This window comes from Mesorhizobium salmacidum (SeqCode) (genome assembly GCF_037179605.1).
Lineage (GTDB): Bacteria > Pseudomonadota > Alphaproteobacteria > Rhizobiales > Rhizobiaceae > Mesorhizobium > Mesorhizobium salmacidum.
This window is the reverse complement of sequence record NZ_JAPYKS010000007.1, coordinates 213595-228624: the sequence shown is the minus strand read 5'-3', so window position 1 is coordinate 228624 and position 15030 is coordinate 213595. Positions and strand designations below refer to the sequence as shown.

Here is a 15030-nt window from a genome sequence, read left to right as displayed (position 1 = left end):
GCGGTCAGCCGGTCTTGCGGGCCACTTGGGCGGGCAAGGCCTCGGCAGGACCGAACACATCCTCGAACGCGGATTTCAGCGCCAGGTCGAGATCGGCCATCGTCAGGGGAAGGCCAAGGTCGACGAGGCTGGTGATGCCATGGTCCTGCACGCCGCAGGGCACGATGCCGCCGAAATGGGAAAGGTCCGGCTCGACATTGATGGCTATGCCGTGAAAACTGACCCAGCGCCGAAGCCTGATGCCGATTGCCGCGATCTTGTCCTCGCCCAGTGAGCCATCCGGCAAGGCAGGGCGATCGGGCCGCACCACCCAGACACCGACCCGGTCCTCGCGGCGCTCGCCGCGCACGTTGAAGGCGGCGAGCGTACCGATGATCCACTGTTCGAGCGCGGCGACGAAGGCGCGCACGTCCTCGCGCCGGCGCTTCAGGTCGAGCATGACATAGGCAACCCGCTGGCCGGGCCCGTGATAGGTGTATTCGCCGCCGCGACCGGCCGCGAAGACCGGAAAGCGGTCAGGCTCGATCAGGTCCTCGATGCGGGCGCTGGTGCCGGCGGTGTAGAGCGGCGGATGCTCGACCAGCCAGACCATCTCGCCGGCGGCTCCGCTGCGGATCGCCTCGGCGCGCGCCTCCATGAAGGCCAGCGCATCGGGATAGGCGGTAAGGCCAGGTTCGACCAGCCATTCTACCGGCGCCGAACCGGGCAAGGGGAGGAACGACGTGGCGATCTGGCTGCGTTCTGTCATGGTGTGTCGCTTTTACTTATACATGTCGTGGCCCCAAAACCGCCTTGCACTTTTGGGCGACATGCCTTTGGCCTCCATATGGCGACATCAGGCGCAAACGTCCAGTTCCGGATGCTCAATGCAATCCTGTGCAACGTTATGCCAATTGCCGGACATTATTGCTCATCGCGCACTTGTTTCGCCGGAAACGATTTGCTACACGCCGCGAGCCGGTCGGTTCCGGCTCCTACCACGTGCGGTCGTGGCGGAATTGGTAGACGCGCAGCGTTGAGGTCGCTGTGGGGCAACCCGTGGAAGTTCGAGTCTTCTCGACCGCACCAATGCCGGATTTGTCGAGCCGAAAGGCTGCTGGCAACTGGCGGCAAGGCTGAACCTCGCCTGCCGGAGCAGTGCGGGGTGGGGTCGCTGTCCGAGTTCGATTTCTCCTGTGGTTACTTATGAGCGACACATAGTCTAGCGACGCTGCGTTCGAAAGACCTCTCAGCCATGCGTGCGGCGATCGGCGTCAAAGGCGTACAAATAGGATGGTTTGCAGGTGTTCAGCCCGAACAACGAAGATTGAAAACCGCGTCAGCCTTTGACACGCCGCGTCAGGTCGCCACGGCGTAGTGCACGTCGCCTTTGCTCCTACGCACTTGCCCTTCACCTTTCAGACGGCAGTTTCGACGATCGTTTGCACCATATCAGCATCCCGTCGCGGCGGCTCGCCAAAAAGGCGTCTGTACTCACGGCTGAACTGAGAGGTACTCTTGTAGCCCACCGCAAAACCGGCAGAGGCAGCATCACCCTGCCTAGCAACCAGGCGGCGGCGGGCTTCTTGCAGTCGGATATGCTTTTGATACTGCAGTGGGCTTAGAGCTGTCACGGCCTTGAAGCGGCGGTGAAATACGGACTCGCTCATGCCGGCTACGGCGGCCATGTCCTCAACGCTGAGGTGCTCCGTGTAGTGCTCGCGAATCCAGGCCATGGCCTGTCGGATGTGGGACAGCCGGGAGTCGACTCCGGCAATCTGGCGCAGCATCTCCGCGTGCGGGCCCAGCATCAGCCGAAACATCAGTTCATGCTCCAAATGGAGCCCCATCACGGGAATCTCCTTCGGGCGCTCATACATTTCCAGCAACCTTTGCCAGGCGCCTATCAACTCGGAATTGGCCATGCTGAAACCGAATCCGGGCTGCATCTGCAGCTCGGGCGTCTGGGACAGATAGAGCACCACGTTCGTTATTACAGCAGGATCGAGATTGAGGTTTATCGCCAGGAACGGGCTGTCCACCGACGCCTCGAGGATCTGGCCCATGGCCGTGATTTCGGCGGCAACGACCATGGTCTGACCCGGGCCGTATTCGAACACCTTATCCCCGATGATCGTACGCTTGGCTCCCTGAAGTACGATGAAGGCCATCGGATCATAAACCAGAGCAGTCATTTCTGTCGGTTCAGCAATGCTGTGGACACTCAGCCGCGGCATACCGGGGTGTTGGGCTCCGGCATGACGGATAGCCAAGGATCGGAGTTCGTCGAGTTTTTCCATGGTCTCATCAGGTGCCAGTTACCTGAAAAAATCAACCTGCCGGCAGGATCAGGCAATCAATCAGGACCATCAGGCATCGCACTAGCCTGCCGACTGACCCACATTCCTCCCGTACCACGGAAGGATACAAAACATGCAAAAACGCAAATTGGGCACTAACGGCCCGGAAGTCTCCGCCATCGGATACGGCGCCATGGGTTTTCACCTGGCCTATGGTGCCGCCGATGAGCAGGCCGGGTTCCAAACGATCCGCCGCGCCTATGACCTGGGCGTGACCTTTTTCGACACCGCCGAGCTCTATGGCTGGGGAGAAAACGAGAAGTTCATCGGCCGCGCCGTCAAGGGCTTCCGCGATAAGGTCGTCTTGGCGACCAAGTTTGGGTTCACCCCCTCCTGGGGTTCCGACAGCCGTCCGGAGCACATTCGCGAAGTCACCGAGAACAGCCTGCGCTATCTCGGCGTCGACCATATCGACGTCCTCTATCAGCACCGCGTCGATCCAAACGTGCCGATTGAGGATGTCGCGGGTACGGTCAAGGATCTGATCGCTGAGGGAAAGGTCAAGTATTTCGGGCTGAGCGAAGCAGGCGCCCAGACGATCCGCAAGGCCCACGCCGTGCAGGAAGTCGCAATGCTGCAGACCGAATATTCAGTGTTCGAGCGCGATGTCGAAGTCCTGTTCCCGACCTTGAGGGAGCTTGGCATAGGCTTCGTCCCGTACTCACCGCTCGGCCGTGGCTTTCTGACTGGAGCGGTCAAACCCGCCGCTGAGTACGAGGAAAGCGACATGCGCCGAGGCGATCCACGCTGGCAGCCCGGCAATTTCGAGAAGAACCTCGAAGCGGTGCGTCAGTTGACGGAGCTGGCCAGAACCAAAGGGGCCAGCGTGTCACAGCTGGCACTGGCCTGGCTTTTGGCTCAGGGCGACGACATCGTGCCGATCCCAGGCTCGCGTCGACAGGAACGTGTGGCTGAAAACGTCGGAGCGGCCGATCTGGTGCTGTCCGCGGAAGACCTGGCCAGGATCAAGGATATCCTTCCAGGCGGCGGCTTCGGCGAGCGCTATGCCGCTGAATTCACGCCGACCTGGATCTAGTCTATTTCAAGGGTGGACTGGGGGCTGTCGCCCCCCAACCATATCAACGAAGGAATTCTAACATGACGAGACCTATTGAGGTCGTGACTGATTTCTGCGCTGCCTATTCCGAGGATCGCGGTAGGCCCGCTGTACGGCGGTGGTTCACACCTAAGACGCTGTGGGTCAACGTCGGCATTTCCGCCACCACCGGCATTGAAGAAGCGATCGGGATGATCAACGAGCTCGAGAAATCCATGAGGATCGCTACCGTTCACATCGACATGCTCGCCATTGCCGCAGACGGGAACCGCGTGCTGACAGAGCGGCTGGACCGGTTTGAACGCGCTGACGGCAGCGAGATCGGAAGGATGACCCTGATGGGAATCTACGAAATCGAAGGCGATCACATTGTCGCTTGGCGCGACTACTTCGACATCAACGCGGTCTCAAAACTCGCCGCGGGATGACGGGTCGATCATTCCCACCGCATCGCCGGGGCGGACGCCATGGCCGCTTTCATCATCATCGGTGAACGCCCGCCCGACCTCCCGATGTCGAAAGCGGTGCGCAGGACGCCTCCTTAGCTCATACGAAAAAGGATCATGTCGTGACACTTTCCCATGGTATCGCCTCCTTGCGAGCTGAGTGACAGTGCCACTCAGCTCGCAATTAGCAGTTATCAAGGCAGCGATGCGGCGCCTTCGGTCAGCCGTTCAGCATCCGACCGCCATCGACAATCATTTCCGAGCCGATGGTCCACGCCGATTCATCAGAGGCGAGATAGATGACGGCCTTGGCGACCTCTTGCGGTGTGCCAAAACGGCCGACGGGGATGGACCCTGCGATATCCTTGTTGACCTGTGCGCGATAGGCGTCCGGAATGCCGAGCTTGTCGTAAAGCGGCGTCTCGACCGGGCCGGGGCTTACTGCATTGACGCGAATGCCGCGATCCATGAGTTCGCTGGAGAGCGTCTTGGATAGGTTGAGAAACGCCGCCTTTGTGGCGGCATAGACCGATGACCGGGCGGCGCCAACATGAGCGTTGATCGAGGTGTTGAACACCACCGAGGCCGGATTTGCGAAGACGGGCAGCAGCGACTGCACCAGGAAATAGGGGCCCTTCACGTTTATGGCGAAAGACTGATCGAAGGCTTCTTCTGTCCAGTCCTCGATCGGCTGCCAGACCGAAACGCCGGCATTGAGGAAGGCCACGTCCAACTGGCCGTAATGCTCCTTGACCGACTCGGCAAGTTTCCTTTGCGCGTTGACATCCGAGCTATCGGCCCGCAGCACAGGAACATTCGAACCCAGTTCGGCCTTTGCTCTTTCGATAGAGTCAGGATTATTGCCAGTAACCATGACGCGCGCGCCCTCGGTCAAAAATTGCTTGGCTGTCTCCAGGCCAATGCCCGAAGTGCCGCCAGTGATAAGCGTCCGTTTTCCGTCGAGGCGATTCATGTGATTTCCATTCCTTGCAATTTGACTCGATGAAGCTGGCAATTGACTTTCAACTCGCGACCGATCCAGTGGATCTCCTGGTGGTGAGTTAAGTCACTTAGTTCCCATATAGATGCGCAAATTTGATGTCAAGTTAAGCCACTTACCTTGATTGTTGGCCAGCTTGTGCTTATCTGGTGGACCTACACCCACAAAGAAGGCGCAAGGGCCTCAGGAAACGGCGATGACAGGCGAGACATATCAAGATCGGGTCAAGGAGGAGAAGCGCGTCGCTTCTGTGGCGGCGGCCACCAAGCTCTTCTTCGAACAAGGCTACGGAGCAACATCACTTCAGCAGATTGCAAAACTTGCTGACGTGTCGACCGCCACATTGTTCAGGCGCTATCCAACCAAGGCTTCGCTCTTTGAAGCGATCGTTGAGGAATTCTGGACATTGGAAAGCGGTTGCCACGCGGATGTTCTCGTCGGCGATCCGAACGCAAGCCTGCGCAAGATCGGGCGTGACTATGCCGACCGGATGCGCCAGCCCAGAATGGTCGCCATTTTCAGGCTTATCATCGCTGAAAGCCTGCGCTTTCCCGATTTGGGGCAGATGCTGTTCGGCCGCGGATTCGAGCCTTATCTCGATCGGCTGAGCGCCTATGTGATTGAAGAGACGCAGGCCGGAAACCTCATCGTACCCGACGCCAAGCTCGCTGCTCAGGCTTTCCTGGCCACGATCGCCGGGCAGGCGTTCTGGCCTGAACTGATGGCGCCGGGCTGTGGCGGCACCGACGAAGACTTGTCAGTCATCATTGACGAAGCTGTCGCCACCTTCCTGGCGCGCTATGGCGCCAAACTCGCTTGAATGCCTGCGAACGCAGCCGTCAAACCCACCAAAGTACCTTCATCTGGAGCAAACCCTGGGACTGAATTCTCCCTCACCCTCGTCAGCAATCCATTATGTCCGTTTGTGCAACGAGCCGCGATCGCTCTTAATGAAAGGGCGTGCCGATTAAGCGGATTGAGGTCGACCTCGCCAATAAGCCGGATTGGTTTTTGGCCATGTCGCCGACCGGCGAGGTGCCCGTGCTCCACGCATTCCAGTCGCGCCGCCTCGTGCTCGGCAACGGCCGCGGCCGCTTGTTGGTGAAGGTTATGCAGCCTTCTTCGTCCGCTCCAGCGTATCGGCCACCACATCGCCGAAGGACGACGGCGTCGGCACGATGATGACGCCGGCCTCTTTCAGGATCTCGACCTTCTCCTGCGCGGACTCGCCGAAGGCCGAGATGATGGCGCCGGCATGGCCCATGCGGCGGCCTTTTGGCGCGGAAAGCCCTGCAATGTAGGCGATCAGCGGCTTTCTCATATTGTCGCGCGCCCAGATCGCGGCTTCGGCTTCCTGCGGTCCGCCGATCTCGCCGATCATCACCACGGCGTCGGTTTCGTCGTCCTGCTCGAACAGCTTCAGAATGTCCTTGAAGGAAGAGCCGTTGATCGGATCGCCGCCGATGCCGACGCTGGTCGAGACGCCGATGCCGAGCGCCTTCATCTGCGAGGCGGCCTCGTAGCCCAGCGTGCCCGAGCGGCCGACGATGCCGACGCGGCCGGGAAGGTAGATCGAGCCGGGCATGATGCCCATCAGCGCCTGTCCCGGCGTGATGATGCCGGCGCAGTTCGGACCGACCAGCCGCATGCGGTCCTCGAAGCGGTAGCGGCGCATGTAGCGCTTGACCTGCATCATGTCCTGCGAGGGGATGCCGTCGGTGATGCAGACGCAGAGCTTTATCCCCGCATCCGCCGCCTCCATGATCGAATCGGCGGCAAAGGGCGGCGGCACGAAGACGATGCTCGCCTCGGCGCGGGTTTCGCGCACCGCGCCCTTGACGGTGTTGAAGATCGGCAGGCCGAGATGCGTCTGGCCGCCCTTGCCGGGGGTGACGCCGCCGACCAGCTTGGTGCCGTAGCGTTTGATGTCCTCGGCATGGAAGCTGCCGATCTTCCCGGTGAAACCTTGCACGATGACGCGCGTGCTGCGGTTGAGCAGGATTGCCATTTTTCCGTCCTCCCTCAGGCTGCTTTTTTCTTGGTGGCCGCGCGCCAGGCGGCGACGGCTTTTTCGGCGGCTTCGGCCAGCGTGTCGGCGACGATCACCGCCTCGCCGGAATCGGCCAGGATCTTGCGCCCTTCCTCGGCCCTGGTGCCGGACAGCCGCACCACCAGCGGCACGTTGACGCCTACCTCGCGGATCGCCTTGATGACGCCTTCGGCAACCCAGTCGCAACGGTTGATGCCGGCAAAGATGTTGACCAGGATGGTTTCGACATTCTTGTCGCCGAGCACGGCGCGGAAGGATTTCGCCACACGCTCGGGCGAAGCGCCGCCGCCTATGTCGAGGAAGTTCGCCGGCTCGCCGCCGGCGATCTTGATCATGTCCATGGTCGCCATGGCGAGCCCTGCGCCGTTGATGATGCAGCCGATATTGCCGTCGAGGCCGACATAGGAGAGGCCTCGGTCGCTGGCGAAGGTTTCGCGCGGGTCTTCCTGGCTCTTGTCGCGCAATTCGGAGATTTCCGGCCGCCGGAACAGCGCGTTCTCGTCGAACGACATCTTGGCGTCGAGGGCGACCAGGCTGCCGTCGCGGGTCACCACCAGCGGATTGATCTCCAGCATCGAGGCGTCGTAGTCGCGGAACACCTGGTAGCAGCTGAAGATGGTCTCGGTCGCCTTGCCGATCAGGCTGTCCTCCAGCCCGAGCCCGAAGGCGATCTCGCGCGCCTGGAAGCGCTGCATGCCGACGCCCGGATCGACGGTGGCGCGGATGATGGAATCCGGCGCTCTTTCGGCGATCTCCTCGATCTCCATGCCGCCGGCGGCCGAGGCCACGATCATGACGCGCTCTTCCTTGCGGTCGAGCACGAAGCCGAGATAGAGCTCCTGCGCGATGTCGACGGCTTCCTCCAGATAGAGGCGCGAGATCAGCTTGCCGCGCGGGCCGGTCTGGTGGGTCACCAGCTTGCGCCCGAGCATGGCTTCGGCGGCGCTCGAGATCTCCTCGTCATTGGCGCAAAGCTTGATGCCACCGGCCTTGCCACGGGCACCGGAATGAACCTGCGCCTTCAGCACCCATTTGCCGCCGCCGATCTCGCGCGCCCGGTAGGTCGCCTGTTCGGGACTATAAGCCAGGCCGGCGCGCGGCACATGCACTCCATGCCGGGCGAGCAGTTCCTTGGCCTGATATTCGTGGATGTCCATTTTTTCTCCTCCCCAAATCGTCGAAGTGCCGCGACGCGCGGTTCTCGTTGGCTAGTTAAGCTGGCCGGCGCGCTCGATGGCGTCATTAACCACCAGCACGTTGCGTGCCATGCGTTCCGATGCGGCGTCGATCATCTTGCCGTCGAGCGCGGCAGCACCCTTGCCCTGCGCCTCGGCCTCTTTCAGCACTTCGAGGATGCGGCGGGCGCGCGTGACTTCCTTCTCCGGCGGCGAGAACACCTCGTTGGCCAAGGCAATCTGCGAGGGATGGATCGCCCATTTGCCTTCGATACCGAGTGCGGCGGCGCGCCTGGCGGCCGCCTTGTAGCCTTCCGGATCGGAGAAATCGCCGAACGGCCCGTCGATGGCGCGCAACCCATAGGCGCGGCAGGCGACAGTCATGCGCGACAGCGCGAAATGCCACTGGTCGCCGGGATAGTCGGGATTGAGGCCGCCGATGTTGACGGTCCGCGCCTTGTTGCTGGCGGCATAGTCCGCAACGCCGAAATGCATCGCCTCCAGCCGGCCAGGAGTGGCGGCAATGGCCTCGACATTGGCCATGCCGAGCGCGGTTTCGATCAGCGCTTCCAGGCCGACCGGGGTCTTGAATCCCTTGGCCATCTCGATCTGGTTGACCATGGCCTCGACCATGTAGAGGTCGGCCGGCACGCCGACCTTCGGCACCAGGATGGTGTCCAGCCGGTCGCCGGCCTGTTCCATCACGTCGACGACGTCGCGATACATGTAATGGGTGTCGAGGCCGTTGATACGCACCGATACGGTCTTGCCCTTGGCGCGCCAGTCGATGTCGTTGAGCGCCTGGATGATGTTCTTGCGGGCGCGTTCCTTGTCGGGCGGGGCGACAGCGTCCTCGATGTCGAGGAAGACGAAGTCGGCGGCGCTGTTGGCCGCCTTGTCGATCATCTCCGGGCTGGAGCCGGGAACCGCCAGCTCGCTGCGCTGGAGCCTGAGTTTCTTGAGGTGGTTGATGGTGTGGCTCATCTTCTCTCCCCTCAGGCGGCTTCGGCGACCGGCATTGCCGCCGAGGAGCGGAAATGCTGGATGGCGGCGCCGACGCCGGAGCCCGGCGCCAGCCGGACGCCGCAATCGAGCAGCGCCATTTCAGCTGAAGACAGCGAGGCCAGCACCATCACCTCGTTCAGCCAGCCGAGATGGCCAATGCGGAAAACTTTGCCGAACACCTTGTTGAGGCCGCCGCCGAGCGACGTCTGGTAGGCCTGGTAGGCGCGCTTGACGACGTCGCCGCTGTCGATGCCGTCAGGCACGAGGATGGCGCTGACCGTGTCCGAATGCCATTTCGGCGCCTTGGCACAGAGCTTCAGGCCCCAGGCATCGACCGCCTTGCGCACGCCTTCGGCGAGACGATGGTGACGGGCGAAGATGGCGTCGAGCCCTTCGTCCTCGATCAGGTCGAGCGAGGCGCGCAGGCCGCGCAGCAGCTGTGTTGCCGGCGTGTAGGGAAAATAGCCGGCATCGTTCGCGCGGATCATGTCCTCGAAGGCGAAGAAGCAGCGCTGGTGGGTGGCGGTTCTGGAAGCCACGAGCGCCTTCTTGCTGACCGACAGGAAGCCGAGGCCGGCCGGCAGCATGAAGCCTTTCTGCGAGCCGCTGACGGCGCAGTCGACACCCCATTCTTCCTGGCGAAAGTCGATCGAGCCGATCGACGAGACGCCGTCGACGAAAAGCAGGGCAGGGTGGTTCGCATCGTCGAGCGCTGCGCGGCAGCCGGCGACGTCGCTGGTGACGCCGGTCGCCGTCTCGTTCTGGGTGCAGAAGATCGCCTTGATGCGGTGCGTCTTGTCCGCCTTCAGCCGCTCGGCATAGAGGTCCAGCGGAACGCCGGTTCCCCATTCGCAGTCGATCACGTCGACCTCGAAGCCGAGCCGCTCGGCCATGTCGACCCACAGATGGGAGAACTGGCCGAAGCGAGACATCAAAACGCGGTCGCCGGGGCTGAGCACATTGGTCATCGCCGCTTCCCAGGCACCGGTGCCGGAGGACGGATAGATGAAGACGCGGCCGGTCTCGTTCTTGAAGACGCTTTTGATGTCTTCGAACAGGGGCAGGGTGAGGTCGGGGAAGGTGGCCGCGCGCATGTCCTCCATCGGCAGGTTCATCGCCTGCCGCACCTGTTCGGGGATATTGGTCGGCCCGGGAATGAAAAGATGGGTGAAACCGGCCATGTGCGAACTCCTCCTGATCCAGCAAAGCGGTGGTGGGGAGTTTCGTTTCGACGGCTGATGTCAACAATACCTTGGCGGGTAAGAACCTGCCGCGTGCGGGTGGGTATGGCCTACCCGGTTGCCCTACCCGAAAGGCTGCTTCTGGCTGCGCCTCTCTCGTGAATAGAGCGCGACCGCCATGGCGCGGTTGCGGACGTCCAGCTTGTCGTAGAGATTCTTGAGATGGTACTTCACCGTATTCTCGGAGATCCCGGTCCGGGTCGCGATCTGCAAATTGGTCCAGCCATCTGACAGTACCGCCAGCAGTTCACGCTCGCGCACGGTAAGCCGGGACAGAGGCGTGTCGTTGACCTTGTTGATGTCGATATAGGGGATGCAGATGCGGCCGTGCGCGACAGCCAGGATCGTGTCGAAAATGATGGCGGGATCGTCGAACTGGAAGCAGTAGCCTTGCGCGCCGAGGCGCACACACTGTTTCAGGATGCCGATGTCATGGTCATTTGAGAAGACCGCGATGCGGATGTTGAGCTTGCGGCCCTGGACCTCGGCCAGGACGTCCGCCCCGTCCATGTCGGAGAGCTTCCAGCCGATCACGGCGACATCGAACTCCTGTACCGCCGCAAGCTCCAGGAAATGCCTGCCGCTTTGTACCGAGGCCAAAAGTTCGAAGCGCCCGTCGCAGTTCAGCATTTCACGCAGAGCCGATATGACGAGCGGATTGCGTTCGGCCACGACCACGCGAACGCGCCGCTCTTCGATTGCCTTGTTCTCTGTCCGTGACCTGATCTTCAAGGGCTTCCGCTTTTTTGTTGCGGTCTGGCGGGTCCAGCCGATGCCTGGACCTGCATCATGACAATTCTGCTCCAATGGCGCGGGGGTGCTCTTTCCCCAGCGACATCGGCTGTCGCGCCGCAGGAAACCGAAGCGTGGCCTGCTTTTGATGAAATCGACAGTTCGCGGGCACGACAACTCGGCATCGGTGAGCGGGCAAGCATATGTTTGGCCTGAAATTCCCGTGCGTTGGAAGAACATGTTGCGAAGTTAAAGCGTTCCGGGTTCGCCGTCACTTTTGTATGGGCACCGGACCGAAAACCGGTTTCCACTTTGCGGACTCATGGTCTAGACCTGATTTGCACTTTTCCGGATTCTGATGGCGGGAGGCGCTGGTGGAAGGCCAGGACGAACGGACGACCGGCGCCAGGGCCGCCGACGAGCACCACGCTGATATCTATGGTGAGGACGGTGCCGTCCTATCGTCCTTCCTTGCCCAGATTGGTGCGGCGATCGCCGATCGCGATACGCTGACCCTCAAGCGCCAAGTCGACGACCTGCATCAGTCGGAACTTGGCGACCTCATCGAGGCGCTGCACCCCGAACAGCGGCGCGCGCTGGTCGAGCTGCTGGGCGCCGACTTCGATTTTTCCGCGCTGACCGAAGTCGACGAGGCGATCCGCATGGATATCGTCGATAACCTGCCCAATGCGCAGATCGCGCAAGCCGTGCAGGCACTCGATTCCGACGATGCGGTCTACATCCTCGAAGACCTGGAGCCGGAAGACCAGGACGAGATCCTGTCGCAGCTGCCGTTCACCGAGCGGATCAGGCTGCGCCGTTCGCTCGACTACCCGGAAGAGACCGCCGGGCGGCGTATGCAGACCGAATTCGTCGCGGTGCCGCCTTTCTGGACCGTCGGCCAGACCATCGACTATATGCGCGAGGACAAGGACCTTCCCGACCGCTTCAGCCAGATCTTCGTCATCGATCCGACCTTCAAGCTGTTGGGCGCCATCGATCTCGACCAGATCCTGCGCACCAAGCGCGCGGTCAAGGTCGAGGAAGTCATGCATGAGACGCGGCACGCCATCCCGGCCACCATGGACCAGGAAGAGGCGGCGCGGGAATTCGAACAATACGACCTTCTGTCGGCCGCCGTCGTCGACGAGAACGAGCGGCTGGTCGGCGTGCTGACCATCGACGACGTCGTCGACGTCATCCAGCAGGAAGCGGAGGAGGACCTGCTGCGCATGGGCGGCGTCGGCGACGAGGAGCTCTCCGACAGCATTCTGGCGACCTCGCGCTCGCGCGTTCCCTGGCTGCTCGTCAATCTGCTGACGGCATTTTTGGCGGCATCGGTGATCGGCCTGTTCGATCGCACGATCGAGCACATCGTCGCCCTCGCCGTGCTGATGCCGATCGTGGCCGGCATGGGCGGCAATGCCGGTTCGCAGACCATGACCGTCACCGTGCGGGCGCTGGCGACCAGGGATCTCGACATCTACAATGCCGGCCGCATCATTCGCCGCGAAATGGGTGTCGGCTTCATCAACGGTATCGTCTTCGCCATCCTGATCGGCATCGTCGCGGCTGTCTGGTTCCATGACCCCAATCTGGGCGGCATCATCGCGGCGGCGATGATCATCAACATGTTCGTGGCGGCCCTTGCCGGCATCCTGATCCCGTTGCTGCTCGACCGGTTCAAGGTCGATCCCGCGGTCGCTTCGGCGGTTTTCGTTACCACCGTTACCGATGTCGTTGGATTCTTTGCCTTCCTCGGCCTCGCGACCTGGTGGTTCGGCGTCCGGTAAGCGTCTTAATTGACTTTTACGTAAATGCCGTGCGAGGCTCGTGCGGGGTGCCGCGTCGATTCCGGCGGGCAAGGGTTTGGTTCGGGACAGATGGGCGACGCCGCATGGCGATCACCCGGAATTCCGGCATGGAGTGACAATGCGGGAATATTATTCGATCACCGAACTGACCCGCGAATTCGACGTGTCGACGCGGACGCTGCGTTTTTACGAAGACGAGGGACTGGTGCAGCCGGTGCGGCGCGGCCGTACGCGGCTGTTTCGCCCTTCCGATCGTCACCTCATCCGGCAGATCATGCGCGGAAAACGGCTCGGCTTCTCGATCAACGAGATCCGCGAGATCATCCAGATGTACAAGGAGCCGCCGGGCGAGGTCGGGCAGCTCAAGCTGATGATCAAGCGCATCGAGGAAAAGCGCGAGGACCTCAGGCAAAAGCGCCGCGACATCGAGGAGACGCTGGCCGAACTCGATCAGGCCGAGGAGTCTTGTGTCGAGCGGCTGGTCGAACTCGGGGTCAACACCTAGCCGAAATTTCGAGATGTTGGTGGGACAGCGCCCCCCTCTGTCCTACCGGACATCTCCCCCACAAGGGGGAAGATTGGCAACTTTAACGCTGGCTCAGATCCAGCGCCGCACCCGCTTGGCATAGTCGCGGTATTTCTTGCCGAATTTCGCCGCCAATATCTTTTCCTCGCCCTCGATCGCGACCTTCTGGGTGACGAAGGCGGCGACGAAGGCAAGCAGGAAAAACCAGGCGATGCCCGAGACGAAGGCAACGCCGATCAACAGCAGCGTGTTGGCTAGGTACATCGGGTTGCGGGTGACGCCGAAGGGGCCGGTCGTGACGAGATGATCGGGCACGGCGTTGGGATTGAGCGTTGTCCTGGCCCGCATCATGGTGCGGATCGCGGTGAACCAGAGTACGGCGACGGCGAACAACGCCACCCAACCGGCGGCGAACAGAATGTCGCCCAGGAGGTCTCCGATCCAGGGCAAGGGATAGAGCATGCCGAGGATGATGCTGATGGCGATTGCGGCAGCGTAGATCACCGGCGGCCACGGTATCACTCCAGGCTTCGGCTCGGTCATTGTGTCCCTCCCTCGGTCATCTTGTCGTCCGTCTTGGCGGTGCACGTTGCGGCAAGATCGGACAGATGCGCCCTGAAGTCCGCAGTCTGGTCGTTGTTGAAGAGCCGATCAAGTGATCCTTCGCCTTGCAGCGTATCGAGCATGCAGCCGCAATAGCTCGAACAGAAGGTTGCGTTGCGCATCTGCTCGCACGAGCGCTGGCAGGTTTTCAGGAAATTGACCTGCGGGGGCTCGACTTGCGCCGGCATCAGTTGCGAGAACAGCCAGACGCTACCGATCAGCAGCGGCTGGTGGATCAGGTAAAAGGCCAGGCTGTGGCGGCCGATGAAGACCAGTGGATTGGCCCAGCGGCCGGGCACGAGGCTCGCCAGGCGTGCCCGCATGCCGGAAGCGGAAGCGAGTTTCGCCACTCCGAGGCCGAGAAGCACCGCGCCGAACCAGGGGAACAGCGGCACGTAGTCGTTGGAGCGCGGATTGACGGCGGAAAGGCCGATCCACCACAGCCAGGGGTGATCGAGGGCCTGGAAGCGCAGGTAGACTGGCGCCGCGATGACCAGCGCGGCGACGACAAGCGTCAGCAGCGCCGGCAGGCCCAGGAAGGCGAGGCCAAGCAGGCTGGCGAGCGCGATCTCATGCAGGATGCCGAAAAAAATGAATCCGTCAGGCGTGGCGATGCGGGTGACGACCGAGATGGCGACCGCCGCACCGGCGACCATGGCGAACCGTTTCCAGAAGGAGTTCCAGCGGATCTGTCGGCCATGGGCGAGATAGAGGCTGACGCCGACAAGGAACAGGAAGGTCGAGGCAATGCAGCGGGCGTAGATCTTCCACCAGCCGAAGGCGGTGAGACCGGGGTCGGTGTAACCGAAGAATTCCAGGTCCCAGGTGAAATGGTAGCTTGCCATCGCGATCAGCGCGATGCCGCGCAAAATATCGATGGCAACGATGCGCTTCGATGGCTCCGGAACGGGTGCGGTCGGCGTGTGGATGCTCATGGTCTCGCGATCTGATTCAGCCCCTCCAAGACGACTATCACGGTTGCACCAGATAGAAGAAGACCGGTCGCCTTGGCCTGGACCGCGTGGCGGAGCACGCGCCAGCC

At 61.8% G+C, this 15030-nt stretch carries 15 protein-coding genes, 1 tRNA gene and 1 pseudogene; 7 read left to right on the top strand and 10 right to left on the bottom strand.

Annotated elements, in window-relative coordinates:
- Positions 1–4: 4 nt before the first annotated feature.
- Entirely contained in the window at positions 5–748 is a 744-nt protein-coding gene (gene lipB, locus O7A60_RS12230) for a lipoyl(octanoyl) transferase LipB (RefSeq protein WP_337106478.1), read from the bottom strand.
- Between the two features lie 235 nt (positions 749–983).
- On the opposite strand from lipB, the gene O7A60_RS12225 reads away from it, so the two are divergent.
- Positions 984–1068 (top strand) — tRNA-Leu (locus O7A60_RS12225).
- Between the two features lie 329 nt (positions 1069–1397).
- Here the strand turns inward: O7A60_RS12225 and O7A60_RS12220 are convergent.
- Positions 1398–2279: an AraC family transcriptional regulator gene (locus tag O7A60_RS12220; protein WP_337106477.1), complete on the bottom strand. Its 882-nt coding sequence runs from the start codon at positions 2277–2279 to the stop codon at positions 1398–1400.
- A 133-nt stretch (positions 2280–2412) separates the two neighbouring features.
- Between O7A60_RS12220 and O7A60_RS12215 the strand changes: the two genes are divergently transcribed.
- Both O7A60_RS12215 and O7A60_RS12210 read left to right on the top strand, forming a co-directional pair.
- Positions 2413–3375, top strand: coding sequence for an aldo/keto reductase (locus O7A60_RS12215; protein ID WP_337106476.1), 963 nt, complete (start codon positions 2413–2415; stop codon positions 3373–3375).
- Positions 3376–3437: 62 nt separating this feature from the next.
- Positions 3438–3824, top strand: a complete 387-nt coding sequence (locus O7A60_RS12210; protein WP_337106475.1) for a limonene-1,2-epoxide hydrolase family protein — start codon at positions 3438–3440, stop codon at positions 3822–3824.
- A 238-nt stretch (positions 3825–4062) separates the two neighbouring features.
- Here the strand turns inward: O7A60_RS12210 and O7A60_RS12205 are convergent, their stop codons facing one another.
- Positions 4063–4815 (bottom strand): SDR family oxidoreductase, encoded by a 753-nt coding sequence (locus tag O7A60_RS12205; protein WP_337106474.1) that lies wholly within the window; start codon positions 4813–4815, stop codon positions 4063–4065.
- 223 nt (positions 4816–5038) lie between these two features.
- Between O7A60_RS12205 and O7A60_RS12200 the strand changes: the two genes are divergently transcribed.
- Both O7A60_RS12200 and O7A60_RS12195 read left to right on the top strand, forming a co-directional pair.
- Complete coding sequence (locus O7A60_RS12200) at positions 5039–5662, top strand: TetR/AcrR family transcriptional regulator (RefSeq protein WP_337106473.1); 624 nt, start codon at positions 5039–5041, stop codon at positions 5660–5662.
- Positions 5663–5901, top strand: a pseudogene (locus O7A60_RS12195) (glutathione S-transferase N-terminal domain-containing protein); the annotation flags it as partial.
- Positions 5902–5950: 49 nt separating this feature from the next.
- On the opposite strand, the gene sucD reads toward O7A60_RS12195, so the two are convergent.
- The 5 genes from sucD to O7A60_RS12170 form a co-directional block, all read right to left on the bottom strand.
- Positions 5951–6850 (bottom strand): succinate--CoA ligase subunit alpha, encoded by a 900-nt coding sequence (gene sucD / locus O7A60_RS12190; protein WP_337106472.1) that lies wholly within the window; start codon positions 6848–6850, stop codon positions 5951–5953.
- Positions 6851–6864: 14 nt separating this feature from the next.
- Entirely contained in the window at positions 6865–8049 is a 1185-nt protein-coding gene (locus O7A60_RS12185) for a malate--CoA ligase subunit beta (protein WP_337106470.1), read from the bottom strand.
- A 51-nt stretch (positions 8050–8100) separates the two neighbouring features.
- Positions 8101–9051, bottom strand: a complete 951-nt coding sequence (locus O7A60_RS12180; RefSeq protein ID WP_337106469.1) for an HpcH/HpaI aldolase/citrate lyase family protein — start codon at positions 9049–9051, stop codon at positions 8101–8103.
- 11 nt (positions 9052–9062) lie between these two features.
- Positions 9063–10253 (bottom strand): aminotransferase class V-fold PLP-dependent enzyme, encoded by a 1191-nt coding sequence (locus O7A60_RS12175; RefSeq protein ID WP_337106468.1) that lies wholly within the window; start codon positions 10251–10253, stop codon positions 9063–9065.
- 123 nt (positions 10254–10376) lie between these two features.
- Positions 10377–11045 (bottom strand): response regulator transcription factor, encoded by a 669-nt coding sequence (locus tag O7A60_RS12170; RefSeq protein WP_337106467.1) that lies wholly within the window; start codon positions 11043–11045, stop codon positions 10377–10379.
- 374 nt (positions 11046–11419) lie between these two features.
- On the opposite strand from O7A60_RS12170, the gene mgtE reads away from it, so the two are divergent.
- Both mgtE and O7A60_RS12160 read left to right on the top strand, forming a co-directional pair.
- Positions 11420–12838, top strand: a complete 1419-nt coding sequence (gene mgtE, locus O7A60_RS12165) for a magnesium transporter (protein WP_337106466.1) — start codon at positions 11420–11422, stop codon at positions 12836–12838.
- 139 nt (positions 12839–12977) lie between these two features.
- Entirely contained in the window at positions 12978–13364 is a 387-nt protein-coding gene (locus tag O7A60_RS12160; RefSeq protein WP_337106464.1) for a MerR family transcriptional regulator, read from the top strand.
- 93 nt (positions 13365–13457) lie between these two features.
- Here the strand turns inward: O7A60_RS12160 and O7A60_RS12155 are convergent, their stop codons facing one another.
- Positions 13458–13928, bottom strand: coding sequence for a methyltransferase family protein (locus O7A60_RS12155; RefSeq protein WP_337106463.1), 471 nt, complete (start codon positions 13926–13928; stop codon positions 13458–13460).
- Positions 13925–14923, bottom strand: a complete 999-nt coding sequence (locus tag O7A60_RS12150; RefSeq protein ID WP_337106462.1) for a heparan-alpha-glucosaminide N-acetyltransferase — start codon at positions 14921–14923, stop codon at positions 13925–13927. Before O7A60_RS12150 ends, O7A60_RS12155 begins: the two co-directional genes overlap by 4 nt.
- Positions 14924–15030 lie beyond the last annotated feature (107 nt).